The sequence below is a fragment of the Bifidobacterium amazonense genome, assembly GCF_018555435.2.
Lineage (GTDB): Bacteria > Actinomycetota > Actinomycetes > Actinomycetales > Bifidobacteriaceae > Bifidobacterium > Bifidobacterium amazonense.
This window is the reverse complement of record NZ_JAFEJT020000031.1, coordinates 1-23,257: the sequence shown is the minus strand read 5'-3', so window position 1 is coordinate 23,257 and position 23,257 is coordinate 1. Positions and strand designations below refer to the sequence as shown.

Annotated in this window: 21 protein-coding genes; 18 read left to right on the top strand and 3 right to left on the bottom strand. The window is 65.3% G+C overall.

Going from position 1 to position 23,257, the window contains the following annotated elements; translation table 11 throughout:
• The first annotated feature begins 19 nt into the window (after nucleotides 1–19).
• From JS533_RS08190 to JS533_RS08155, 8 genes are all read left to right on the top strand, one after another.
• Nucleotides 20–826 (top strand): gluconate 5-dehydrogenase, encoded by an 807-nt coding sequence (locus JS533_RS08190; protein ID WP_274619218.1) that lies wholly within the window; start codon nucleotides 20–22, stop codon nucleotides 824–826.
• 21 nt (nucleotides 827–847) lie between these two features.
• Nucleotides 848–1,486 (top strand): RpiB/LacA/LacB family sugar-phosphate isomerase, encoded by a 639-nt coding sequence (locus JS533_RS08185; RefSeq protein WP_241513939.1) that lies wholly within the window; start codon nucleotides 848–850, stop codon nucleotides 1,484–1,486.
• Nucleotides 1,487–1,678: 192 nt separating this feature from the next.
• On the top strand, nucleotides 1,679–2,851 hold the full coding sequence (locus JS533_RS08180) for a LacI family DNA-binding transcriptional regulator (protein ID WP_241513938.1): 1,173 nt from the start codon (nucleotides 1,679–1,681) through the stop codon (nucleotides 2,849–2,851).
• A gap of 199 nt (nucleotides 2,852–3,050) precedes the next feature.
• Nucleotides 3,051–4,364, top strand: coding sequence for an ABC transporter substrate-binding protein (locus JS533_RS08175; protein WP_241513937.1), 1,314 nt, complete (start codon nucleotides 3,051–3,053; stop codon nucleotides 4,362–4,364).
• Nucleotides 4,365–4,556: 192 nt separating this feature from the next.
• Nucleotides 4,557–5,534, top strand: coding sequence for a carbohydrate ABC transporter permease (locus JS533_RS08170; protein WP_241513936.1), 978 nt, complete (start codon nucleotides 4,557–4,559; stop codon nucleotides 5,532–5,534).
• A 1-nt stretch (nucleotide 5,535) separates the two neighbouring features.
• The gene (locus tag JS533_RS08165) at nucleotides 5,536–6,459 is read left to right on the top strand and encodes a carbohydrate ABC transporter permease (RefSeq protein ID WP_241513935.1); all 924 of its coding nucleotides are present in this window, start codon (nucleotides 5,536–5,538) and stop codon (nucleotides 6,457–6,459) included.
• A 102-nt stretch (nucleotides 6,460–6,561) separates the two neighbouring features.
• A complete protein-coding gene (locus tag JS533_RS08160; RefSeq protein WP_241513934.1) occupies nucleotides 6,562–7,326 on the top strand; it encodes a DUF624 domain-containing protein in 765 nt (254 codons plus the stop codon).
• Nucleotides 7,323–8,339, top strand: a complete 1,017-nt coding sequence (locus JS533_RS08155; protein ID WP_241513933.1) for a LacI family DNA-binding transcriptional regulator — start codon at nucleotides 7,323–7,325, stop codon at nucleotides 8,337–8,339. Before JS533_RS08160 ends, JS533_RS08155 begins: the two co-directional genes overlap by 4 nt.
• A 33-nt stretch (nucleotides 8,340–8,372) precedes the next feature.
• Here the strand turns inward: JS533_RS08155 and JS533_RS08150 are convergent, their stop codons facing one another.
• The 3 genes from JS533_RS08150 to JS533_RS08140 form a co-directional block, all read right to left on the bottom strand.
• Complete coding sequence (locus tag JS533_RS08150) at nucleotides 8,373–9,113, bottom strand: DUF4391 domain-containing protein (RefSeq protein ID WP_241513932.1); 741 nt, start codon at nucleotides 9,111–9,113, stop codon at nucleotides 8,373–8,375.
• A gap of 148 nt (nucleotides 9,114–9,261) precedes the next feature.
• On the bottom strand, nucleotides 9,262–10,743 hold the full coding sequence (locus tag JS533_RS08145) for a D-serine ammonia-lyase (protein WP_274619217.1): 1,482 nt from the start codon (nucleotides 10,741–10,743) through the stop codon (nucleotides 9,262–9,264).
• Entirely contained in the window at nucleotides 10,740–11,135 is a 396-nt protein-coding gene (locus tag JS533_RS08140) for a hypothetical protein (RefSeq protein ID WP_241513931.1), read from the bottom strand. Before JS533_RS08140 ends, JS533_RS08145 begins: the two co-directional genes overlap by 4 nt.
• On the opposite strand from JS533_RS08140, the gene JS533_RS08135 reads away from it, so the two are divergent.
• The 10 genes from JS533_RS08135 (at nucleotide 11,125) to JS533_RS08090 (ending at nucleotide 22,939) form a co-directional block, all read left to right on the top strand.
• The gene (locus JS533_RS08135; RefSeq protein WP_241513930.1) at nucleotides 11,125–11,826 is read left to right on the top strand and encodes a hypothetical protein; all 702 of its coding nucleotides are present in this window, start codon (nucleotides 11,125–11,127) and stop codon (nucleotides 11,824–11,826) included. The genes JS533_RS08140 and JS533_RS08135 overlap by 11 nt on opposite strands.
• Nucleotides 11,827–11,964: 138 nt before the next feature.
• Nucleotides 11,965–12,501 (top strand): MarR family winged helix-turn-helix transcriptional regulator, encoded by a 537-nt coding sequence (locus tag JS533_RS08130; protein ID WP_338024176.1) that lies wholly within the window; start codon nucleotides 11,965–11,967, stop codon nucleotides 12,499–12,501.
• Nucleotides 12,498–14,435 (top strand): ABC transporter ATP-binding protein, encoded by a 1,938-nt coding sequence (locus JS533_RS08125; protein ID WP_241513929.1) that lies wholly within the window; start codon nucleotides 12,498–12,500, stop codon nucleotides 14,433–14,435. Before JS533_RS08130 ends, JS533_RS08125 begins: the two co-directional genes overlap by 4 nt.
• The gene (locus JS533_RS08120; RefSeq protein WP_241513928.1) at nucleotides 14,432–16,450 is read left to right on the top strand and encodes an ABC transporter ATP-binding protein; all 2,019 of its coding nucleotides are present in this window, start codon (nucleotides 14,432–14,434) and stop codon (nucleotides 16,448–16,450) included. The genes JS533_RS08125 and JS533_RS08120 overlap by 4 nt, the downstream gene beginning before the upstream one ends.
• Before the next feature lie 217 nt (nucleotides 16,451–16,667).
• Nucleotides 16,668–17,891 carry an ATP-binding protein gene (locus JS533_RS08115; RefSeq protein ID WP_241513927.1) on the top strand — a complete coding sequence of 408 codons (1,224 nt, stop codon included), beginning with the start codon at nucleotides 16,668–16,670 and terminating at the stop codon, nucleotides 17,889–17,891.
• Nucleotides 17,892–18,024: 133 nt separating this feature from the next.
• A complete protein-coding gene (locus JS533_RS08110) occupies nucleotides 18,025–18,984 on the top strand; it encodes a ribokinase (RefSeq protein WP_338024175.1) in 960 nt (319 codons plus the stop codon).
• Nucleotides 18,985–19,105: 121 nt separating this feature from the next.
• Nucleotides 19,106–20,089, top strand: coding sequence for a nucleoside hydrolase (locus tag JS533_RS08105; protein ID WP_241513949.1), 984 nt, complete (start codon nucleotides 19,106–19,108; stop codon nucleotides 20,087–20,089).
• Nucleotides 20,090–20,223: 134 nt separating this feature from the next.
• Nucleotides 20,224–20,619, top strand: coding sequence for a Fur family transcriptional regulator (locus tag JS533_RS08100; protein WP_241513925.1), 396 nt, complete (start codon nucleotides 20,224–20,226; stop codon nucleotides 20,617–20,619).
• A 289-nt stretch (nucleotides 20,620–20,908) separates the two neighbouring features.
• Entirely contained in the window at nucleotides 20,909–21,862 is a 954-nt protein-coding gene (locus JS533_RS08095) for a metal ABC transporter solute-binding protein (protein ID WP_241513924.1), read from the top strand.
• Nucleotides 21,863–21,949: 87 nt separating this feature from the next.
• Nucleotides 21,950–22,939 carry a zinc-binding dehydrogenase gene (locus JS533_RS08090; RefSeq protein ID WP_241513923.1) on the top strand — a complete coding sequence of 330 codons (990 nt, stop codon included), beginning with the start codon at nucleotides 21,950–21,952 and terminating at the stop codon, nucleotides 22,937–22,939.
• Nucleotides 22,940–23,257 lie beyond the last annotated feature (318 nt).

Below are 23,257 nucleotides of genomic sequence, written 5' to 3'. Positions count from 1 at the left end.
CGGAAAGAAAGGAACCATCATGGGCTACGACATGGGCAAATTCTCTCTCGAAGGCAAGGTGGCGCTCGTCACCGGCGCCAGCTACGGCATCGGCTTCGCCATCGCCACCGCGTTCGCCGCGGCCGGCGCGAGGATCGCCTTCAACGACATCAGCGAGGCCGCCGTCGAACGCGGGCTCCGGAACTACGCCGAAGCCGGCATCGACGTGCACGGCTACGTCGCCGACGTCACCGACGAACCGGCCGTCGCCGGACTCGTCCGCGACGTCGAGCGCGACCTGGGCACCATCGACATCCTCGTCAACAACGCCGGCATCATCAAACGCGTCCCCATGCTCGACATGTCCGCAGCGGACTTCCGCAAGGTCATCGACGTGGACCTCAACGCGCCGTTCATCGTCTCCAAGGCCGTCATCCCGGGCATGATCGCCAAAGGCCACGGCAAGATCATCAACATCTGCTCGATGATGAGCGAACTCGGCCGTGAGACCGTCGCCGCGTACGCCGCGGCCAAGGGCGGGCTCAAGATGCTCACCCGCAACATCTGCGCCGAATACGGCGAGGCGAACATCCAATGCAACGCCATCGGCCCCGGCTACATCGCCACCCCGCAGACCGCGCCGCTGCGCGAACGCCGGCCCGACGGCTCGCGCCACCCGTTCGACGCGTTCATCGTCGCCAAAACTCCGGCCGCCCGCTGGGGCACGCCCGAGGACCTGCAAGGTCCGGCCATCTTCCTCGCCTCCGACGCCTCCGACTTCGTCAACGGGCACGTGCTCTACGTGGACGGCGGCATCCTCGCCTACATCGGCAAGCAGCCCGCCTGACCGCATGAAAGGAAACACAGCATGAGAATCGCTTTGATCAACGAGAACTCGCAGGCCGCCAAGAACGGGATGATCGAACGGGCGCTCGCCAAGGTCGCCGGCGCGCACGGCCACGAGGTGTTCAACTACGGCATGTACGCGGCCGACGACGCGGCGCAGCTGACCTACGTGCAGAACGGCATCCTCGCCGCCGCACTGCTCAACACCGGCGCCGCCGACTTCGTGGTGACCGGCTGCGGCACCGGCGAAGGCGCGATGCTCGCGCTCAACAGCTTCCCCGGCGTGATCTGCGGGCACGTCGAGGATCCGCTCGACGCGTACACGTTCGCGCAGATCAACGACGGCAACGCCATCGCCATCCCGTTCGCGCTCAAGAACGGCTGGGGACAGGAGCTCAACCTCGAATACCTCTTCGAGAAACTGTGGTGCGAGGAGCCGGGGACCGGATACCCGAAGGAGCGCGTGGTGCCCGAACAACGCAACAAGCGGATCCTCGACGGGGTGCGCGCCGCGGCGTTCCGTCCGCTCGTCGACATCTACCGCGACCTCGACCCGGAACTGGTCCGGGGCGCGTTCGCGGGGGAGCGGTTCCGCGAATACTTCGAAGCCAACGCCGCGGGCGGCGGGATCAAGGAGTACGTGCTCTCGCTGATCGCATAGCTCCGATTGGGCCGATTGGATGGACGGAGTCCGGATTCCCGGTTTGCGCGGGGTCCGGACTCCGTCGTCGTATGTCGGCATCGCGCTGCGTACGATGCCGCGTTGTTTGCGGCGTGGTTGCCGTGGGTTGTGCAAAGTTGCGCAAAAGGACGTGTAGCATGGAAACATTGGCTGACGGGGCAAGGAGGAACCATGGCTGAAGCGACCATTACCGATGTGGCGAAGGCCGCGGGAGTGGCGGCGTCGACGGTGTCGCGCGCGCTCAACGGCGGCAACGTGAAGGCCGAGACGCGCGAACGGATCGTGAAGCTCGCCCGGCAGATGGGCTACCGCAACGGCCTGGCCGCCCTGGACGCGGCGACCGGCGTAGGCGTGGGTGCGGCAGGGAGCGTCGGGACCGCCGCTGCGGCTGCGGCCGCGGGAGCGTCCGGAGCGGTCTTCGCGCCCGGCGTGGCCACGGGGACCATCGCAGGCAAGGGCAACATCGGCGTGTTCGTCACCGACATCGCCAACTTCTACTTCACCGACATCTTCAAGGGCCTGTTCTCCGTCGCGCAAAACGCCGGATACCGCCTGTTCATGGCCGATCTGGACGTCTCCGGCGACCGGTCGGAGACCATTCGCAGCATCACCGGCGCGTCTGCCGGCCAGCTGTTCGTCTCGCCTCGGCTGAGCGACGCCGAGCTCAAACGCTACTGCGATCCGCGCACCACCGTGTTCACCAACCGGCAGGTCGAAGGCTACTCGTCCGTGTGCATCGACGACCGCTCCGGCATCCTGCAGGCCGTGCGGCATCTCGCCTCGCTCGGTCACCGCACCATCGCGTACGTGGGCGGCGCGGACAGCTCGTGGGCCAATCAGGTGCGCTGCGAGACGTGCGCCGAGGCGGCCAGGTCGTTCGGCATGAACTGCGTGGTCGTCGGCCCGCTCGAACCCTCGTACGCGGGCGGCGTGAACGCGGGCGACGCACTGCTGCTCGAACGCGACGTGACCGGCGTGGTCGCGTTCAACGACCTCGTCGCCACCGGACTGATCGGCCGGCTGATCGAACGCGGCGTGGACATCCCCGGCGAGATGAGCGTGATCGGCGTCGACGACAGCGTGCTCGCGCGCGTCGTGCGGCCGCAGCTGACCAGCGTGGACGTGCGGCAGGAGCGCATGGGCGCGCTTGCGATGCAGATGCTCATCAACAAGCTCGAGGACGCCGCGTGGGGCGGCGCGGACGCGGACGACGGGCCTCGGGTCGAGATGGTGCCCGAGATCCTGGTGACGCGCGAATCGACCGGGGTGCCGCCTGCGTCGCGTGACGATGACGGCCGGACTTCCGACGGTACGGACGCGGCAGGCGGCGACACCGCGGCATGACGCCCCCTTGGCCGGGACCGCGCAAGGTTTGCAAAAATAATGGAAACATTTGCGGGAACAAATGGCAACGATGATGCAAAAGTGGAAATGATTTGCTATATTTGGAGTTGTCAGATGGAAACGTCGTGGAAGACGAATCCGCAGCAGGCCGGTGGTCGATGATGATCCACCAAACGGCCTCAACAAGAAAGGTCCAGCAATGAAGGCGTACAAGAAGATCGTCGCGGCCCTCGCGGCGAGCGCGGCACTGGTTTCCGTGGCGGCATGCGGTTCCGGCACCGGCTCCTCGAGCAAGGCCGACTCCAACAAGATCACCGTCGCATGGTGGGGCAACCAGCAGCGCAACGAACGCCAGGCCAAGGTCAACAAGCTCTTCGAGGCCGCCAACGAGGGCGTCACCGTCGACGGCCAGTTCTCCGAATGGGACGACTACTGGAAGAAGCTGTCCACCAACGCCGCCGGCAACAAGATGCCCGACGTGGTCGCCATGGACTACTCCTACCTGCAGCAGTACATCGACAACGGCCTGCTCGTCGACCTCGACCAGTACATCAAGGACGGCACGATCGACACGTCCGACATCGACGACAACGTCCTGTCCGCAGGCAGGATCGACGGCAAGACCTACGCGCTGAGCCTCGGCAACAGCGCCCCGGCCCTCATCTACAACAAGACGCTCACCGACAAGGCCGGCATCACCGTCCCCGACAACATGACCGTCGACCAGTTCGTCGACATCTCCAAGCAGGTGTACGAGAAGACCGGCGTCAAAACCAACTTCCGCTACTACGAGGCGTCCGAACTGCTCGAATACATCCTGCGCGGCGACGGCAAGCAGCTCTTCGGCGACGGCAAGCTCGGCGCCGGCGAACAGGACGTCGAGGACTACCTGGGCATCTACCAGCAGGGCATCGAGGAAGGCTGGCACGTAGCCCCCGAGATCTTCGCGCAGATCAAGGCCGGCTCCGTCGAACAGGATCCGCTCGTCTACGGCACCGACAACGCCGCCCGCTCGTGGTGCTCGTTCAAGTTCAACTCGCAGCTCAACGCGATGCAGGCCGTGCTCACCGACGGCAGCGAACTGGCCATGACCAACTGGCCGTCCGCCGACGCGAAGAAGGCCGGCTACGTCAAGCCCTCCATGTTCTTCGTGATCACCAAGTCCTCCAAGAACCCGGAGCTCGCGGCCAAGTACATCGACTTCTACACCAACAACGAGGACGCGGTCAAGACCATGCTCACCGACCGCGGCCTGCCGGTCAACGCCAAGATGATGGACGCCATCGAATCCGACCTTGACGAAGGCGACCAGAAGTCCGTCGCCTACCTCAACGACGTGGTCATCCCCAACAGCTCCGCCATCAACCCGCCCGCCCCGGCCGGCGCGACCGAAGTCAACTCCACGCTCCTGCCGAGCATCGAGGAGGAGGTCCTCTACGGCAAGAAGAGCGCGGCCGACGCGGCCAAGGAATTCGTCTCCGAAGCCAACGACGCGCTCGCCAGCGCGAAGTAGACCGGCGGCGGTCTATATATCCATCGCAATCCATCCATCGCGACCCAACCCGACCGGCCGGCAGACCGCGCGACGGGACGACGACACGACAGCGACGTCCGTCCCGCCCGGTCCGCCGGCCCCGTCGGTCCGGACCGGTCAACCGGCCCGAATTCGAATCAAACCATCCCACAGTCTTCCGAAAGGCGAACCATGTCACAAGCAACCGCGACGCTGCCCGACTCGGCGCGCGACGGCAGGGGAGCACGGGCCGCCGGCCTGAGCTTCCGCAAGGAGGGCGCATTGCAGACCCTCCTGCACAAGGAAAGCGTCGCGGGCTACGTGTGCGCGTTCCCGTTCATCTTCGGCTTCCTCATGTTCATGATCGTGCCGATGATCCTGTCCCTCTACTATTCGTTCACCGACTACAGCATCATCGGCGACGCGCGGTTCATCGGGCTCGACAACTACATCGAGATGTTCACGCAGGACGACCTGTTCTGGAAGTCCCTCGGCGTCACCTTCCTGTTCGCGCTCGTCTCCGTGCCGCTCAAGCTCGTCTTCGCGCTCATCGTGGCGCTGCTCCTGCTGCGCAACTCCAAGGCGTCCGGCTTCTACCGCGCCGCCTACTACCTGCCGTCCATCCTCGGCGGATCCGTGGCCATCGCGATCCTGTGGCGGCAGATGTTCGCCACCGACGGCGTGATCAACCAGATGCTCGGCGTGTTCGGCATCGAATCCAGGTTCGCGTGGCTGGGCGACACCCGCACCGCCATCTGGACGCTCATCATCCTCGCGGTCTGGCAGTTCGGCTCCTCCATGCTGATCTTCCTCGCCTCGCTCAAGCAGATCCCCGCCGAACTCTACGAGGCGGCCAGCGTGGACGGCGCGAGCAGGTGGACGCGGTTCTGGAGGATCACCCTGCCGCTGCTGACGCCCACCATCTTCTTCAACCTGGTCATGCAGATGATCAACGGCTTCCTCGCGTTCACGCAGTGCTACATCATCACGCAGGGCAAGCCGCTCAACTCCACCCTGTTCTACATGGTGCACATGTACGACGAGTCCTTCACCAACTACCATGCGGGCTACGGCGCCGCGATGGCCTGGGTCATGCTGGTCCTGGTCGGCGCGGTCACGCTGTTCCTGTTCGCCACCAAGCGCTTCTGGGTATACGACGAGGAGGCCTGAGATGAGCGCAGCAATCACTTCCGGATCCGTGTCCTCCGGTTCCGCAAAGGCCGGCCCCGCCCGCGCGGGAGCCGCCGGCGGGCCGCGCATCAAGCCCGGCCGCATCGTCTACCACGTGCTCGTCTTCGCGTTCGCGCTGGTCATGCTCTATCCGATCGCGTGGATGGTGTTCAGCTCGTTCAAGCCCACCAACACCGTCTTCTCCACCGCCGGCCGGCTCATCCCGACCGAATGGACGCTCGACAACTACGTCAACGGCTTCAAGGGCTTCGAGGAGGGCATCCCGTTCTACCGATACATCGGCAACTCGCTGTTCATCGCCGTGACCGCCACCGTGGGCACCGTGTTCTCGTCGGCCATCGTCGCCTACGCGCTGAGCCGCCTGCACTTCAAGGGCCGCAAGGTGCTGTTCACCGCCATGATGGTCTCCATGATGCTGCCCGCGCAGGTGCTCATGGTCCCGCAGTACCTGTGGTACCAGAAGCTCGGCTGGACCGACTCCTACCTGCCGCTGATCGTGCCCTACTGCTTCGCGATCCAGGGCTTCTTCATCTACCTGATGATGAACTTCATCGAAGGCATCCCGCGCAGCCTCGACGAGGCCGCCCAGATCGACGGCTGCTCCTACTACGGCATCTTCGCCCGCGTGATCTTCCCGCTGCTCACCCCGGCGCTCGTCACCGGCTGCATCTTCTCCTTCATGTGGCGTTGGGACGACTTCCTCGGCGCGCTGCTCTACGTGTCCGACTCTGCCAAGCTGCCCGTGGCGCTCGCGCTCAAGATGTTCGCCGACCCGAGCTCCTCCTCCGACTACGGCGCGATGTTCGCGATGGCGTCCGTGTCGATCCTGCCGAGCGTGCTCATCTTCCTCTTCTTCCAGAAATACCTGGTCGAAGGCGTGAGCACTTCGGGACTGAAGGGCTGAGCCGAACCGCAACGGCGGGCCGGCGACCGAACCATCGGCCGTCGGCCTTCGGTCATATCATCGCCGCAACCCTGCGGACGCATCGCACGGAAAGGACGCGACATGAACCTGTACTCCATGTTCTACGGCAACGGCGGCCGCCGCGAAAGCGACCGCGACGCCCACCCGCACGGGCTGCGGCTGTTCCTCTCCGTCATCAAATGGCATTGGGGCCGGCTCATCGGCCTCAACGTGCTGTTCATCGTCTCCTGTCTGCCGATCGTGACGATCCCGTGCGCGATGACCGCGATGAGCGAAGTGCTCGGCCGGCTCGTCCAACGCCGCGTCTGCTATCCGCTGCACGACTATCGCGTCGCGTTCACCCGCGAATGGAAACGTTCCGGCCTGTGCGGGCTCGCCGTGTTCGCCGTGTTCGCGCTCGCCGTGACGGGAGTCTGGTTCTACATGCGCTCCGGCCAGCCGTTCGGCGTTGTGCTCGCCGGACTGTGCACGGCGGCCGCCGCGCTGTCGGTCATGGCGATGACCTACGTGTTCCCGCTCATCGCGTTCACCGATCTGCCGGTGCGCGACGTGCTCAGGAACGCGGTGCTGCTCACGCAGGTGCGGTTCGGACAGTCGCTGGCCGCGCTGGTCGCGATCGCGGCGGTGTTGATGATCTCGTACGTCGGGCTGCCGTACACCGTGCTGGTGATGCCGCTGTTCGGCTGCTCGCTGATCGGACTGATCGGCGTGTTCTCGGCGTGGGGCGGGATAAGCCGGTACGTGATCGTCGGCAAACGCGGTACGACTGCGGACGCGGATGGTGATGCCGGTGACGGTGCCGGCGATGCTGGTGCCGCCGTGAACGGAACGGCGGGTGTCCGATGAGCGACAAGGTGACGATCTACGACGTGGCGAAGGCGGCCGGAGTCGCCCCGTCCACCGTGTCGCGCACGTTCGCGTCCCCCGGCCGGGTGAGCGCGCAGACCGCGAGGAAGGTGCGCGAGGCCGCGGACAGCATCGGCTACCACGCCGACGCCGTCGACGACGGAGGCTGGCACGGCGGCGGATTCGGCAAGGGGCAGGTGGCCGTGATCGTGCCCGACCTGGACAACCCGTTCTTCGTGGCCATCGCGCGCAGCGTACAGGACGAATGCTCCGCGCGCGGCTTCGGCATGGTCATGTGCGAGTCGCGCGAGATCGTCGCCCGAGAGCGCATCGTCTTCGACGAAGTGCTGCCGTACGTGCGCGGCGTGCTGCTGGTCGCCCCGCGCATGCCCGACGTGATGATCCGCAAATGCGCGCAGATGTGCCCGCTCGTCGTCGTCAACCGTGACGTGCGCGGCGTGCCGAACGTGGTCGTCGACATCGCCGACGCGGTGCGGCAGGCCGTGCGCTGTCTGGCCGCGATGGGGCATCGCCGGCTCACGTATGTGGACGGGCCGGCGACCTCGTGGGTCGGTGGGGTCAAATGGCGCGCGATCGCGGACGAATGCGCGGCCCGCGGCATCGTCGTGCGCCGTTCCCGGCCGTGCGCGCCCACCGCGGACGGCGGCGGCTCGTTCGCCGACGACTATCTTGCGCATCCGACCGGCGCGGTGATCGCCTACAACGACCTGATGGCCGTGGGATTCATCGCGGCTTTGCGCCGGCGCGGCGTCTCCTGTCCGGAGCAGGTTTCGGTGATCGGATTCGACAACGACAAGATCGCCGCACTGGCCGATCCGGGGCTTACGTCGATTCATATGCCCGCGGACGCGCTCGGCTCGGATGCCGCCGCGGTGCTGCTCAGCCGTCTCAGTGGCGGCGATGTGCCGGGCTCGTCCGTGACGGTTCCGGCGCGGCTCGTCATGCGCCGCAGCGTGGGGCGCCCCGCGCACATCATGACTCGCGCCGCCTGATTCGCCCCATCGCAACGGTTGCGACAGCGGGGGCTATTCGGTCGCTTGGGCGACGAGGGCGTCGAGCTGCTGCTTGGCCTTGTGCAGCTGGGCGTAGATCTCGTTGCGCTGGTCGGCGTCCTTGGCGCGCTGATGGTCGCGCACCAGCTTGTCGACGGTGGCTTCGAGCTGGCGGATCTGCGAGCGGCGGGTGATGCGCGCGTCCAGATCGACGCCGTTCGACGATCCAAGGATGATCTGCGCGCAGATCGACTCCCACAGGTCGTCAAGGGAGCCGCCCTCCGGCACCTCATCCGTGTCCAGTATCGCCTCGCCGGCCGGCCTCCATTCGCCGGCGAACACCTGATGCACCGGCGTATGCCCGGCGCGGCCCGGCAGCGCGCGGCGCACGGCCAGCGTGCATTCCTCGCGCGTCGTGCCCTCGAACGGCATGTCGCGCACCACCGCGAACACGATGCCCGACTTGCGCTGCGCGGCGATCAGCTCGATCGCCTCCGTGGGCACGGTGGTGACCTTCGGCGCGAGGTGCAGGCCGATCACCAGAATCTCCGGGATCTTCGCGCCGGCCGCCAGCGTCGTGTTGGTTGGGCGGGTGATCGCGAGCATGGTGATGCCGGTGATGTCGTTCTTCAGCTGTTTGCCGAGTTTTGCGGACATCGCCGCACGGCCGACGAACATCGCCTTCGGCAGGTTGCCCTTCGCTTCGGGAATCGCCGTCGAAGCGGGCAATCCCAAGGTGAGCGCGGATACGGTACCACAGTGCGCGACAGTCATCGTCGGCCTTCCTTTCCGGCCTGTGGCGCGGGCGCCTGTAGCGTGCGCCCGCGCACGGCCGCTGTGTGCGACATCAACGGTTCCTACACTAATGCAGTCACGCCGCGCCCCGCCGACGCCGACCATTATTCGCGCGCCTATTCGCGTGTTACAGGAGAGCCTCGCCGCGGGCGATGTATTCGGCCATTTCGTCGCGGGGGACCATCGAGCCGCCGGTGGCCCAGGCGATGTGCGTGGCGTGCGCCATGCGTCCGTCGGTCAGTCCGAGCCGGCGGCGATAGTCGGCGTCCTTGAGTACGCGCTGTGGGCCGGCGAACGCCGCGGCGGACGATGGCTCGATGTCGTAGCCGGACGCGCGGTCGAGCAGTGCGACCATGCGGAACAGTTCGTCGTCGTCGACGGTGACGAACCCGTCGAGCAGGCGGGCCATGCGCCGCGCGACGAAGCCGGACGCGCGGCCCACCGCCAGCCCGTCGGCCGCGGTGCGGTTGTCGATGCCGAAGTCCTGCACGCTGGCGTCGTTGAACAGGCCGGTATATTCGCCCAGGAACATGCACGGCGAATGCGTCGGTTCGACGAACACGCAGTGCACGGCGTCGCCGAACACGGTTTTGAGCCCGAACGAGACGCCGCCGGGACCACCGCCCACGCCGCACGGCAGGTAGACGAACAGCGGATGATCCATGTCGACCGGGATGTCGAAGGTTTGCAACTGGCCGGCGAGACGGCGTGCGGCCACCGCGTAGCCGAGGAAGAGGGTGGGGGAGTTCTCGTCGTCCACGAAATAGGTCGTCGGATCGTGTTCGGCCTGCTTGCGGCCGGCGGCCACGGCGACCGAATAGTCCGACTCGTATTCGACGACGTTCACGCCGTGGCTGCGAAGCTTGTCTTTCTTCCACTGGCGTGCGTCGGCGGACATGTGCACGGCGGCCTTGAAGCCGAGCGCGGCGGCCATGATGCCGATCGACAGGCCGAGGTTGCCGGTCGAGCCGACGGCGATGGTGTGTCGGGCGAAGAAGGCGCGAGCCTCGGGGGAGGCGAGCGTGCGGTAGTCGTCGCCCGGGTGCAGCAGTCCCGCGGCGAGGGCGAGGTCCTCCGCGTGCTTGAGCACTTCGTAGATGCCGCCGCGCGCCTTGATCGAGCCGCTCACCGGCAGCTCGCTGTCGAGTTTGACCCACAGCTGGCCGGGCAGCTGGTCGGACAGTGGGCGGCCGTACTGCTCGTCGAGCGCGGCCTGCATGTCCGGCACGGCCCTGAGCGGAGATTCGAGGATGCCGGCGGTCGGCTTGGTTTCGGGGAACAGTTCGGCGATGAGCGGCGCGAAGCGTTTGAGCCGGGCGGCCGCGTCGTCGACGTCGGCGACGGTGAGCCCGACGTCCGGCAGGGCCTGTGCGGTGGGGGCGAGCCGATCGTTGAACCATGCGGTCGGCGTGAGGTCGATCAGGTCGCGCAGCTTGGGATAGCGGGCGATCCATTCGGAGACGGTTGCGCCGTGGATGGTGCGGGCGGCAGCGCGGGCGTCGGTAGCGCTGGCGGTGGCAGTGTCGGCGTCGGTGTGAGTGGAGGTGCGCGTGGCGTTCGTGGCGGGGCCGGGCATTCCGGTAGATTCGGTAGCGGATTCGGTGGTCATGCCGTGCATCGTAGCGCCGTGAGGAAAACGCCGGATGAAGTGTTCATGATCTGTTCATGTGCGGCGATGTTCGCACGTGTCGTCCGATCGATACGATGGTGCATAGCGGCATGGGTGCGGCCGTGCGGCCAGTGCGGGAGGACGATCATGGGTGGTGCTCCGGTCGGGAAGACGCCGGATTCCGGAAACGGGGACGATGGACGGGGCCCGTTGGCTTGGATTGCTTGGCTGTTGCGGATGCCCGTGCGTCTGGCTGAGCGGTTTGCGGATCGGTCGGCGGCCCGCGCGGCCGGCGACGGGACAGTCTCGACGAGGACGGCAACCGGTGCGGCTACCGGCGCGACAAGAACGGCCAGTTCGTCGACGACGAGGAGCCGTGCGGTGTCGATCATCGCGGCGATCGTCGCGGCAGCATTGCTGCTGACGGTCGCGTTCGTCGCGGGCCGATCGTCGGGCGACGCGCAGTCGGCACAACGGATCGACGCCGTCTCGCGGCAGCTGAAGGACAGCCAGACGCAGCTCAAGGAGCTCAAGGCCAAGTACGGCGAGGTGCTTGACGATCGCGGGTCGCTGCAGACCAGCAACGACGAACTGAGCGCGAAGAACGACGATCTGACGAAGAAGAACAAGGATCTGACCGCCAAGAACACGGAACTTGAAGCGGCCAACAAGAAACTCAAGGCGGATGCCGCGGCGGCCGGCGGCGGCCTGGCCAAGGCCGGCGGCCTGCTGCTCGCCGTCGAAGGCTATTCCGAACAGCAGGAGTATGGGCCGGATTCGCTCGAACTGCACATGACGGTGCGCAACAACACCGCTGGCACGTTCTCCATGGTCAACATCGGATACGAGCTGCGCGACTCATCCGGCAAAACCGTGGGCACGAAACGGTACGCGTTCAACGAGCTTAATACGTCGGTCGGCCCCGGCCAGTCCATCGACGTCTACGACATCCTGTACAACGTGAGCAACCCCTCCGGTCTGACCGCCGTCCCGCTCGACTGGAACGCCTCCGCCCAAAGCGACAACGGCCCCTACATCAACGGCCGCTACGATTCCAAGGTCAAAACCTACGTGCTGAAGTGACGGCGGAATCGCGCTATCGCGATTTCGCGCTGACGACACGCCGATTGTTGTATGTGCAACTGTTGTAGGTGGGGCGTATTAGGATGCAATGTTGCATATGCAACTGTTGCATATGGGACGATTGATGACGGGAGTGATATGGACCAGCATGTCCTCAGCATCGAGATGCGCTCGCTCAGCAAGGCGGTGGACCGCTATCTGGGTGAAACCATGCCGGAATCGGCCCAGTCGGCCACCGGCGGCAACGCGCACATCATCATCTTCCTCGACCGCAACCGCGACAAGCCGATCTACCAGCACACCATCGAGCAGAAGTTCTGCATCACGCGGTCCACCGCGTCGCGCGTGCTCGCGCTCATGGAGAAGAAAGGGCTGATCGTACGCGAACCCGTGCCGCACGACGCGCGACTGAAGCGCATCGTGCTCACGCCCAAGGCCGACGACATCGTCGCCGATCTCAAGGCGAACGGGGCGCGCACCGAACGGCTTCTGGTCGAAGGGCTCACGCCGCTGGAACAGGAGACGCTACGCCTGTGCATCCAGCGCATGCGGGAGAACATCGCCGAGGCGCAGAGGGAATTCGAGCGGCACGCCGCCCCGCCAAGAACCGGCGAGGAGCGCGGCGCCACGCCGCAGACGGAAGGCAACGACCATACGAAGGAGGAAAGCAAATGAGCGATAACGCAGCCGCGACGGAAGCGGCCATCGAACGGTCGCGCAAGGCCGTCGAACCGGCCCGGCCGAAGCACGTCATCCGCACGCTTGGCGGATCGTTGCGCGAATACAGGAAGGAAAGCCTGCTCGCGCCGCTGTTCGTGTTCATCGAAAGCATTCTGGAGATCCTGATCCCCACGGTCATGGCCGCGCTCATCGACCAGGGCATCAGCGGCGGCAGCATGCCCGCCATCATCAAATTCGGCCTGATCCTGCTGGTCTGCTCGTTCGTCTCGCTGGGCAGCGGCTTCCTCGCCGGACGCTTCTCGGCCGTCGCGGCCGCCGGCTTCGCGAAGAACCTGCGCCGCGACCAGTTCGAGAAGGTGCAGGCGTTCAGCTTCACCAACATCGACCGGTTCTCCACCGGCTCGATCATCACCCGCCTGACCACCGACGTGACCAACCTGCAGAACGCGTACGGCATGATGATCCGCATGGGCGTGCGTGCCCCGATCATGGTCGTGGTCGCGTGGATCTTCTCGTTCCGCATCTCGCCGTCCATCTCGATGGTGTTCCTCGCATGCATCCCGATCCTCGCGATCGGCCTGTGCGGCCTCGCGGTGCTCGTCCACCCGGTGTTCGAGCGCGTGTTCCACACGTACGACGCGCTCAACAACGTCGTCGACGAGAACCTGCAGGGCATCCGCGTCGTCAAGTCCTACAACCGCGAATCGCATGAGATCTCCAAGTTCGACCGCATCTCGCGCCGCATCTTCAAGGACTTCACGCTCGCCGAACGCATCATGAGCTTCAACAGCCCGATCATGATGTTCTGCATCTACGCGTCGATGATCCTCATCGCATGGATGGGCGCGCAGCAGATCGTCGCCTCCGGCAACAACGCCGCGCTGGGCCTGACCACCGGCGACCTGACCGCGCTCGTCACGTACGCGATGCAGATCCTCATGTCGATGATGATGCTGTCGATGATCTTCGTGATGTTCATCATCTCGCAGGCGTCCGCCGAACGCATCTGCCAGGTGTTGCAGGAGGAAAGCACCGTCACCGACCCGGACAGGCCGGTCACGGCCGTCGCCGACGGCTCGATCGAATTCGACCACGTCACGTTCCGCTACTCCGACAGCTCCGAAAAGCCCGTGCTCGACGACATCGATCTCAAGATCCGCTCCGGCATGACCGTCGGCATCGTCGGCGGCACCGGTTCCGCCAAGTCGTCGCTCGTGCAGCTCGTGCCGCGACTGTACGACGTCAGCTCCGGCTCGCTCAAGGTCGGCGGCGTGGACGTGCGCGACTACGACCTCGAAATCCTGCGCGACCAGGTCGCGATGGTGCTGCAGAAGAACGTGCTGTTCTCCGGCACGATCAAGGAGAACCTGCGCTGGGGCAACCCGGAAGCCACCGACGAGGAGATCCGCCATGCCTGCCGGCTTGCGCAGGCCGACGGGTTCATCCAGGAATTCCCCGACAAGTACGACACGTACATCGAACAGGGCGGCACCAACGTCTCCGGCGGCCAGCGCCAGCGCCTGTGCATCGCGCGGGCGCTGCTCAAGAAGCCGAAGATCCTCATCCTCGACGATTCGACCTCGGCCGTCGACACCAAGACCGACAAGCTGATCCGTGCCGCGTTCCACAACGAGATCCCGGACACGACCAAGATCATCATCGCGCAGCGCGTCGCCTCCGTGCAGGAATCCGACATGATCCTCGTCATGGACAACGGCCGCATCATGGCCCGCGGCACGCACGACGAGCTGCTCGAAACCTGCGACGAGTACCGGTCCATCTACGAATCCCAGACCAAGAACACCGCCGAAGGCCAGGCCGCGCTCGACGCGGCCGCGGCGAAGGAGGCCGCGGCGGTGCGGGCCAACGAACAGTCCGCGCAGACGGCACAGTCCGCGCAGTCCGCACAGGAAGGAGAGGTGCGATGAGCGAAGCGAAGCAGAACTTCAAGGATCGCAAGCCGGGCATGGGCAAGCCGGCCCCCGGCACCACCAAGCGCATCTTCGGCTACATTCTGCAATACCGGTGGCGCGTCGTCGCCATCGTGGTGTGCATCCTCATCGGCGCGGCCGCGCAGGCCGGCTCCGCGCTGTTCCTCCAGTCGCTGATCGACACGTACATCCTGCCGCTGGTCGGCGCGGACAACCCCGACTGGGGCCCGCTGCTGCGCGCCATCACGCTCATGGGCTGCCTGTACGTCGCCGGCATCATCTCCAGCTGGCTGTGGCAGTGGCTCATCGTCACCGTCGAACAGGGCACGCTCAAGAAGATCCGCGACGACATGTTCGCCCACCAGCAGTACCTGCCGATCCGCTACTTCGACACCAACGAGCACGGCGACATCATGAGCCGCTACACCAACGACACCGACACGCTGCGCCAGGCCATCAGCCAGTCGTTCCCGCAGATGTTCGCCTCCGCGATCTCCGCGATCGCGGCCATCGTCTCGATGCTGTGGCTGTCCATCCCGCTGACCGTGTTCGTGCTGCTGTTCACCGTGCTGCTGTACTTCATCATCCGCAAGGTCGTCGGCCGCGCCGGACGCTACTTCGTCAAGCAGCAGCAGTGGATCGGCGACGTCAACGCGTTCGTCGAGGAGTCCGTCAACGGCCAGAAGGTCATCAAGGTCTTCAACCACGAGGACGCCACGCAGCGGACCTTCGACGAAAAGAACGAGGAGCTGTTCGAGGCCTCGGCCGAAGCGAACACGTGGGGCAACGTCACCATGCCGATCGTGGGCAACATGGGCTACATGCTCTACATCCTGCTCGCCATCATCGGCGGCGCGATGGCGCTCGGCGGCGTCGGCAACGTCGGACTCTCGGGCTTCGGCACGCTCACGCTCGGCACGCTCATCTCCCTGCTCACCCTCTCGCGCTCGTTCATCAACCCGCTCGGCCAGGTCTCCATGCAGCTCAACATGGTGATGATGGCGCTCGCCGGCGCCTCGCGCATCTTCGCGCTCATGGACGAGCCGGTCGAATCCGACGACGGCACCGTCACGCTCGTCAACGTGGAACTCGCCTCGGACGGCCGCACGATGACCGAAGTGGACCACGAGACCGGCCACTGGGCGTGGAAGCGCGAGGCCGGCGACGACGGCACGCGTTCGCTCAAGGCCGCCGAGAAGCTGCACGGCAAGGCCCGCGAGGTGGCACTCAAGGCCAAGGAACAGGCCGTCACCTCGCCGGACGGACGCCTGACCCTGCTGCAGGGCGACGTGCGCTTCACCAACGTGACCTTCGGCTACAACCCCGACAAGCCGGTGCTGCACGACATCACCTGGTTCGCCAAGCCGGGCCAGAAGATGGCTTTGGTGGGCGCCACCGGCGCCGGCAAGACCACGGTCACGAACCTGATCAACCGGTTCTACGACATCCAGGAAGGCCAGATCCTCTACGACGGCATCGACGTGAAGAACATCCGCAAGCCCGACCTGCGCCGTTCGCTCGGCATCGTGCTGCAGGACGTGAACCTGTTCACCGGCACTGTGATGGACAACATCCGTTATGGCCGGCTCGACGCCACAGACGAGGAATGCATCGAGGCCGCGAAGCTGGTGAACGCCGACGGCTTCATCCGCATGCTGCCGCAGGGCTACCAGACCGTGCTCGAAGGCGACGGTTCCGGCCTGTCGCAGGGCCAGCGCCAGCTGATCTCGATCGCGCGCGCCGCCGTGGCCGACTCGCCGGCTTTGATTCTGGACGAGGCGACCTCGTCGATCGACACCCGCACCGAGGAGGTCGTGCAGGCCGGCATGGACGCGCTGATGAAGGGCCGCACCGTGTTCGTCATCGCGCACCGCCTGTCCACCGTGCGCAACTCCGACGTGATCATGGTGCTCGACCACGGCAACATCATCGAGCGCGGCTCGCACGACGAGCTCATCGCGCTCAAGGGCGAGTATTACCAGCTGTACACGGGTGCGGTGGAACTCGAGTAGGTGGTTTGTTGCGGCGCTGAGCTGTGACAGATATTAAGGATGGGCGCGTGCATCGGCTGATGCGCGCGCCCATCCTTGTATGTGTTGTATATGATTGGTTTTTCGTATAGGAAATAGATACATATAGATATAAGCACATAATAGTAGATATAGAAGGATAGAAGCAGATAGAATGCTATAGTTCAAGATAATGGGCGCCGAATGAGAGGGGGTACAGATGAGCGATATCGCTGCGAAACTACCGTTGCATTCGCTGAATCCGTTTATGCCGGGAGCGGGCAAACAGCCTCCGGAGCTGGTCGGTCGTACCCATGATCTTGAACTCATGGATCGGATGCTCGCGCGCACCAAGCTGGGACTTGTGGATCGCGGAATTATATACAGCGGTCTGCGCGGCATGGGCAAGACGGTGCTGTTGCTCAAATTCAATGCCATGTCCATCGCGCAGGGGATGGCCACCGTGCAGATCGAGGCGAACGGTGACGCCGCTGCGGAATACGACGAGCTGTTCCATGAACTGTCGTTGGCGATCATGCGATTCAGGAAACCCGGTGTGCGGCAAGGACTGGCGGATGCGTTCTCCAGAGTCGAGTCGATCTCATTGGACTTTGTTCTCGGATCGGCGAAGGTCGAGCTCGGGGACAGCGATGCGCGTGACACTGCGCGTGACGATGCGGTGCGGGCTTCCTCGTATCGCTTCGAGCTTCTTGTCGAGAGCCTTGCCGAGGAGCTGAAGAACGCGGGATCAGGCCTGCTGGTGTTCGTGGACGAGTTCCAGGACATGTCCCCGGAGGTGATGACCACGCTGATTACGGTGCAGCACAAGATGGGACAGCGCAACATGCCGTTCTACATCATCGGTGCGGGTCTGCCGAATCTGCCGGGTACCCTGACCAAGGCCCGTTCCTATGCTGAAAGACTGTTCGAATATCGTCGTATCGGGCGACTGGATGATGCCGCGGTCGCGGACGGTTTCCAAAAGCCGGCTCGTGATCTTGGCTATTCCTTTGATGATGCGGCGCTGTCCCGTCTGGTCGGATTGGCGAACGGGTACCCGTATTTCATTCAGGCGTACGGCAAGGCGGCTTGGGATGCCTCCGATTCCAATCCGATCGCCCTTGAGGCGGTGGAGAAGGGGGAACCTGTCGCTCGGGAGGAACTGGATGAGGGACTGTATGTTTCCAGATGGCAGCGTGCGACGCCGTTGGGGCGCGAGTATCTCGCGGCCATGGCCTCTTTTGGCGATTCCTGCTCTTCTGCGCAGGTTGCGGAACGTATGGGCCGTGCGGCTTCCGATCTGTCTGCGATCCGCCTGTCGCTGATTGAACTGGGATTGGTGTACTCGCCCGAACGGGGACGCATCTCCTTCACTGTTCCCGGCATGGACGAGTTCATTCGTCGCGTGACACCGTCCGAGAGCCAGTCCTACGACGGACGCTGATCGGTGCCGACTGAAGCCGGACATGCCCGGCGCAAGACGTATGCTGCATATGGATGTTCGCAATGCGGATGCATGGATGCGATGAGCGAAAGGGACGGTTATGGGCAACGACGCGACGAGGGGCATATTGGACATGCTGGACCGGATTGGCGGCGACGTGGCCGTGGTCGGGTCGATGAACGCGGACTACACGGTCGTGACCGAACGGCTGCCCAGGCCGGGGGAGACCGTGAACGCCGGTCCTCTCACGATCCTGCCCGGCGGCAAATCCGGCAACCAGGCCGCCTCCGCCGCGCGGCTCGGCGCGCACGTGCGGCTGTTCGGCGCGGTCGGCGACGACGCGAACGCCGACTTTCTGCTCGGTGAACTTGGCAAGGCCGGCGTGGACACGACGCACGTCCTCCACGTGCCCGGCCCCAGCGGCACCACCGTCATCACCGTCGACAAGCACGGCGAGAACACGATCGCCTACTCGCCCGGATCCAACGCGCACGTCAGCGTCGACTACATCGAAACGTCACGCGATGCGCTCGCCGAATCCAGCGTGCTCGGCCTGTGTCTCGAAAGCCCGATGGACACGGTCGTCGCGGCCGCGCGCATCGCGCACGACGCCGGAGCGACCGTGCTCGTCAACAACTCGCCGTTCGTGCCGCGGCTGCCGCGCGAACTGGTCGACGCGACCGACATACTGCTCGTCAACGAACACGAGATGACGCAGATGACCGACATCGACGAGCCTGCCGACGGCGACTGGAACGGCTTCGACTGGGAGGATGCGCGCGAACGCATGGTCCGGCTCGGCTTCGACCGGTCGATCGTCACGCTCGGCGGCGACGGATCGGTGATCCTGGACGCGACGGGCGGCGACGGCCCCGGCATCACGCGCATCGCCCCGGTCGCGGTCGATGCGGTAGACACCACCGGCTGCGGCGACGCGTTCATGGGCACCGTGCTCGCGGGTCTCGCCTCTGGATTCGCACTCGCCGACGCGTCCCGGCTCGGCTCGTACGTGGCCGCCTATGCGGCGACCGGGCGCGGCGCGCAGGCTTCGTACGGCACCGCCGCGCAGGTCCGTGCGCGGTTCGAACAATGAACAGAGGTTGAATTCTGGGCGCTGCGATCAGGAAAAGGTCTGCGGCCCGCGGTCGCGGCGATACGCTGGATGAGGATACGTAGCGGTTCGGTTTGATCGATCAATGGCGAAGGAGGCCATGATGAAGAACATCATTCTTGACTTGGACACCGGCATCGACGATACGCTGGCGATCGCGTACGCGCTCGGCAGCCCGGAGGCCAGACTCATCGGCATCACCGGCACCTACGGCAACGTGACCGTCGACCAGGGAGTACGCAACGCGCTCGCCGTCACCGAACTGTTCGGACATCCCGAAGTGCCCGTCTATCGTGGCGTCGACCATCCCGAAGCCAAGGAATCGTTCACGGTAAGCCAGGGATCGGCGTTCATCCACGGCGCGAACGGCATCGGCGACGTCGACATCCCCGATCCGACGCGCGACGCGGAAAGCGAGCCGGCCGTCGACTTCATCATCGACGCGGCCAAGACCTACGGCAAGGAACTCACGTACGTGCCGACCGGCGCGATGACCAACATCGCCGCCGCGCTTCGTCGCGCGCCCGAAATCCGCAACCTGATCGGCGACATCGTGCTCATGGGCGGCGCGCTCACCGTGCCCGGCAACGTGAACGCCTGGACCGAAGCGAACATCTCGCAGGATCCGGAGGCCGCCGACTACCTGTTCCGCTCCGGCGTGCGCACCGAAATGATCGGCCTCGACGTGACCATGCAGACGCTGCTCACGCGCGCCGAAACCGCGCAATGGCGCGAACTCGGCACGCCGTCCGGCCGCTTCCTCGCCGACATGACCGACTACTACATCGCCGCGTACGAGAAGACCGCGCCGGGACTCGGCGGCTGCGGACTGCACGATCCGCTCGCCGTCGCCACGGCGATCGACCCGACGCTCGTCGCCACGCTGCCGATCAACCTCAAGGTCGAGCTCGACGGGCCGACGCGCGGACGCACCATCGGCGACTACGACCGGCTCAACGACCCGTTCAAGACCACGAGCGTCGCGGTCGCGGTCAACAAGTCGCGCTTCCTCGACGACTTCATGCGTCGCGTCACGTCCGTGGCCGCCGCCGGCCGGGACGGGGAGGACGTGCGCGCGCAGGCGTGACGTGGTGTTGCGTTCGTTGCGTTCGTTGCGTTCGCTGCTTTCGTTGTCGCGTAAACGGCGTTATTATCATTAGCTAGTTGTTATTGATAATGACGCCGACGCCACGGGTCGCCGGCATGGCGAAGGAAGTGGACATGGCGACAAGCGGACCGGTGAGGCACACGAGGCAGAAGGACGCCGTGATGCAGCGGCTGCGCGAGTGCGACGATTTCGTCTCCGCGCAGGAGCTGCACCGCAAGCTCGACGACGAAGGTACCAAGATCGGTCTGGCCACCGTCTACCGGCAGCTCAACGCGCTCGTCGACTCGGGCGCGGCCGACACGATCCGCCTCGACGGGCAGCAGCTGTACCGGCTGTGCGGTGAGGATGCGCACCATCATCATCTGGTGTGCCGCAAATGCGGCAAAACCGTGGAGATCGATCCGCCGAGCGAGGCGTGGCTGCGCAAGATCGCCACGAGCCACGGATTCACCGTCGAATCCCACACGCTCGAGGTGTTCGGCCTGTGCCCGGAGTGCCAGAAGGGCTGATCTATGATCCGTTCGTCCGGCGATGATCCGGTCGAGGATGCGGTCAAGGCCCCGCCTCCATCGGGAGACGGGGCCTTGACCGTGTTGTGCTGCCCATGCGTGGCAGGGCAATGGCTGTCCTCCTGCAGCTGTTGAACGTGACTGGCTTGTTTTGCGACACGCCGCACACTCGATAATGATAATGAATCTCATTAGCGGTGTATAGTGGGGTGCGTTCGGAAGGGACGGCCTTGCGGCGCGGCGGACGCGCAGGTGGGCCTGTATCGCAGTTACATAGAGAGGAATCATCATGTTCACATTCACCGATCGCTTTGCCGGAAACGTTGCTCGACGCAACATCAGGCGTGCTGCCGCGTCGGTCGCGGCCGTCGCCGCGCTCATCTCGCTCGCCGCCTGCGGCTCGGCGTCCGCAAACGGTGGCGCGACGGGAAAGTCCGGCGCGGCATCATCGTCCGGCAGGATCGCCGTCGTCGCGTCGATCAACCAGTGGGGATCCGTCGCGGCCGAACTCGGCGGCGACCACGTCGACGTGACCAACATCATGACCAAGACCAACGTCGAAGCGCACGACTACGAGCCGACCAGCCAGGACGTCGCCAGGTTCGGCAAGGCCGCCGTCGCCGTCGTCAACGGCGCCGACTACGATCCGTGGGCATCCAAGGCCGCCGCATCCACCAAGGCGACGCTCGTCGACGCGGCCGACACTGCCGGCATCAAGGAAGGCGACAATCCGCACGTCTGGTTCTCCGCCAAGGTGCGCAACGCCACCGCCGACGCGATCACCGCCGCCTACCAGAAGGCCGACCCGGCCAACAAGGCCGACTACGCCAAGCTCAACGAGGACTGGCATGCCAAGGAGAAGGAGCTCGAGAGCAAGATCGAGGAGACCTCGTCCAAGACCAAAGGCAAGCCGTACTCGGCCACCGAATCCGTCGCATGGTACCTCGCCGACGATCTCGGCATGACCGACGCGACCCCGACCGGCTACGCGCAGGCCTCCGCCAACGAAAGCGAACCGACCCCGGCCGACATCAAGGGCTTCCAGGACGCGCTCAAGGACGGCTCGATCGACATGCTCGTGTTCAACACGCAGGAGGCCAACTCCACCACCGACCAGATCACCGGTGCCGCCAAGAGCGCCAACGTGCCGATCGTCGAACTCACCGAGCAGATGCCCGCGCAGTACGACAACCTGCTCGACTGGATGGACGCGCTCGTCGGCCAGTTCGCCGACGCGGCGTGACGGTACGCGGCGTGACGGGATCCGCCATTGCGCGGCGGAACGTGGTTGAATGGAACCGAAACGCAACCGCCGCGAAAAGGAGGGCCGATGAAGGCCGTATACGCCGCAGGAACCAACGCCGATGATCCGCTGAGCGTGCTGGAGGTGGGGGAGCGGCCCGAACCCGAACCCCGCCCGTACTGGTCGAGCGTGTCCGTCAAGGCCGCCACCGTCAACCATCATGACATTTGGAGTCTCAAGGGCGTCGGCCTCGCCGCCGAACAGACGCCGATGATCCTCGGCACCGACGCGGCCGGCATCCTCGACGAGGACATCCCCGTGCGCAAGGGGCTCAAGGCCGGCAGCGAAGTCGTGCTCTACACGTTCGTCGGCACCGACGGCGCGGGCGTCATGCCGGGCGAGCGCCGCACCATCCTGTCAGAGAAATACCCGGGCACCATGGCCGAGCGCACGCAGGTGCCGAGTGCGAACGTGTTCGCCAAACCCGCCAACCTGTGCCTCGACGAGGCCGCCGCGCTCGGCACCAGCTGGCTGACCGCGTACTCGCTCGTCTTCACGTCAGCGAACGTGAAACCCGGCGATACGATCCTCGTGCAGGGAGCCGGCGGCGGCGTGTCCACCGCGGCCATCCAGCTCGCGCACGCGGCCGGACTCGAGGTGTTCGTCACCTCACGAGACGAGGCCAAACGGGCCAAAGCGCTGGAAATCGGCGCCGACGCCGCATTCGAGCCGGGCGCGCGACTGCCGCGCAAGGTCGACGCGGTCATCGAATCGGTCGGCGCGGCCACATGGAGCCACTCGGTCAAATCCGTGCGCCCCGGCGGCACGATCGCGATCTGCGGCGCGACCACCGGCGACCAGCCCGGCGCCGAACTCACACGCATCTTCTTCCAGGACATCCGCGTGCAGGGCAATACGATGGGCTCGCGCGACGATTTCGCGCGCCTGCTGCGCTTCGTCGAACACGCCGACCTGCATCCGGTGATCGACTCGACGTACGCGCTCGCCGACGCGCCGGCCGCGTTCGCCAAGGTGATCGACGGCGACGTGTTCGGCAAGGTCGTGCTGCGCGTGTGAACGAGTTGCCGGGGCGGAGCGTTTTGCGCTCCGTCATTTCTGACGGGGTGCCGTCGTCTTGAATGAGGACGGCCATGTCCTGAGTGGGGCACGTACCGGTATCCAGGGCGAAGGTCTGCCGTCATCTCGAACGGAGCGTTTTTCCTGTCGTCCCAAGCAGGGTGTCCCCTTGTCATTTCAAGCAGGGTGCCCCCTATCCCATCTCGGGTAGGGCATTCCCCCTTGTCATCCCGGGCGGCGCACACCCCTCCCCGCCACCGCAAACGGAACGCGGCGGCGTCGTCGCCGGGCATCTGTACGTCGAACCGGTAGAAGAAG

Bases quoted from the DNA above. Each gene is read 5' to 3' on its own strand.
- JS533_RS08125 (WP_241513929.1), top strand. From the start codon at position 12,498: ATGAGCGATAACGCAGCCGCGACGGAAGCGGCCATCGAACGGTCGCGC.
- JS533_RS08185 (WP_241513939.1), top strand. From the start codon at position 848: ATGAGAATCGCTTTGATCAACGAGAACTCGCAGGCCGCCAAGAACGGG.
- JS533_RS08160 (WP_241513934.1), top strand. From the start codon at position 6,562: ATGAACCTGTACTCCATGTTCTACGGCAACGGCGGCCGCCGCGAAAGC.
- JS533_RS08090 (WP_241513923.1), top strand. From the start codon at position 21,950: ATGAAGGCCGTATACGCCGCAGGAACCAACGCCGATGATCCGCTGAGC.
- JS533_RS08150 (WP_241513932.1), bottom strand. From the start codon at position 9,113: ATGACTGTCGCGCACTGTGGTACCGTATCCGCGCTCACCTTGGGATTG.
- JS533_RS08170 (WP_241513936.1), top strand. From the start codon at position 4,557: ATGTCACAAGCAACCGCGACGCTGCCCGACTCGGCGCGCGACGGCAGG.
- JS533_RS08190 (WP_274619218.1), top strand. From the start codon at position 20: ATGGGCTACGACATGGGCAAATTCTCTCTCGAAGGCAAGGTGGCGCTC.
- JS533_RS08110 (WP_338024175.1), top strand. From the start codon at position 18,025: ATGCTGGACCGGATTGGCGGCGACGTGGCCGTGGTCGGGTCGATGAAC.
- JS533_RS08180 (WP_241513938.1), top strand. From the start codon at position 1,679: ATGGCTGAAGCGACCATTACCGATGTGGCGAAGGCCGCGGGAGTGGCG.
- JS533_RS08130 (WP_338024176.1), top strand. From the start codon at position 11,965: ATGGACCAGCATGTCCTCAGCATCGAGATGCGCTCGCTCAGCAAGGCG.
- JS533_RS08120 (WP_241513928.1), top strand. From the start codon at position 14,432: ATGAGCGAAGCGAAGCAGAACTTCAAGGATCGCAAGCCGGGCATGGGC.
- JS533_RS08140 (WP_241513931.1), bottom strand. From the start codon at position 11,135: ATGATCGACACCGCACGGCTCCTCGTCGTCGACGAACTGGCCGTTCTT.
- JS533_RS08145 (WP_274619217.1), bottom strand. From the start codon at position 10,743: ATGACCACCGAATCCGCTACCGAATCTACCGGAATGCCCGGCCCCGCC.
- JS533_RS08165 (WP_241513935.1), top strand. From the start codon at position 5,536: ATGAGCGCAGCAATCACTTCCGGATCCGTGTCCTCCGGTTCCGCAAAG.
- JS533_RS08105 (WP_241513949.1), top strand. From the start codon at position 19,106: ATGAAGAACATCATTCTTGACTTGGACACCGGCATCGACGATACGCTG.
- JS533_RS08155 (WP_241513933.1), top strand. From the start codon at position 7,323: ATGAGCGACAAGGTGACGATCTACGACGTGGCGAAGGCGGCCGGAGTC.
- JS533_RS08100 (WP_241513925.1), top strand. From the start codon at position 20,224: ATGGCGACAAGCGGACCGGTGAGGCACACGAGGCAGAAGGACGCCGTG.
- JS533_RS08115 (WP_241513927.1), top strand. From the start codon at position 16,668: ATGAGCGATATCGCTGCGAAACTACCGTTGCATTCGCTGAATCCGTTT.
- JS533_RS08095 (WP_241513924.1), top strand. From the start codon at position 20,909: ATGTTCACATTCACCGATCGCTTTGCCGGAAACGTTGCTCGACGCAAC.
- JS533_RS08175 (WP_241513937.1), top strand. From the start codon at position 3,051: ATGAAGGCGTACAAGAAGATCGTCGCGGCCCTCGCGGCGAGCGCGGCA.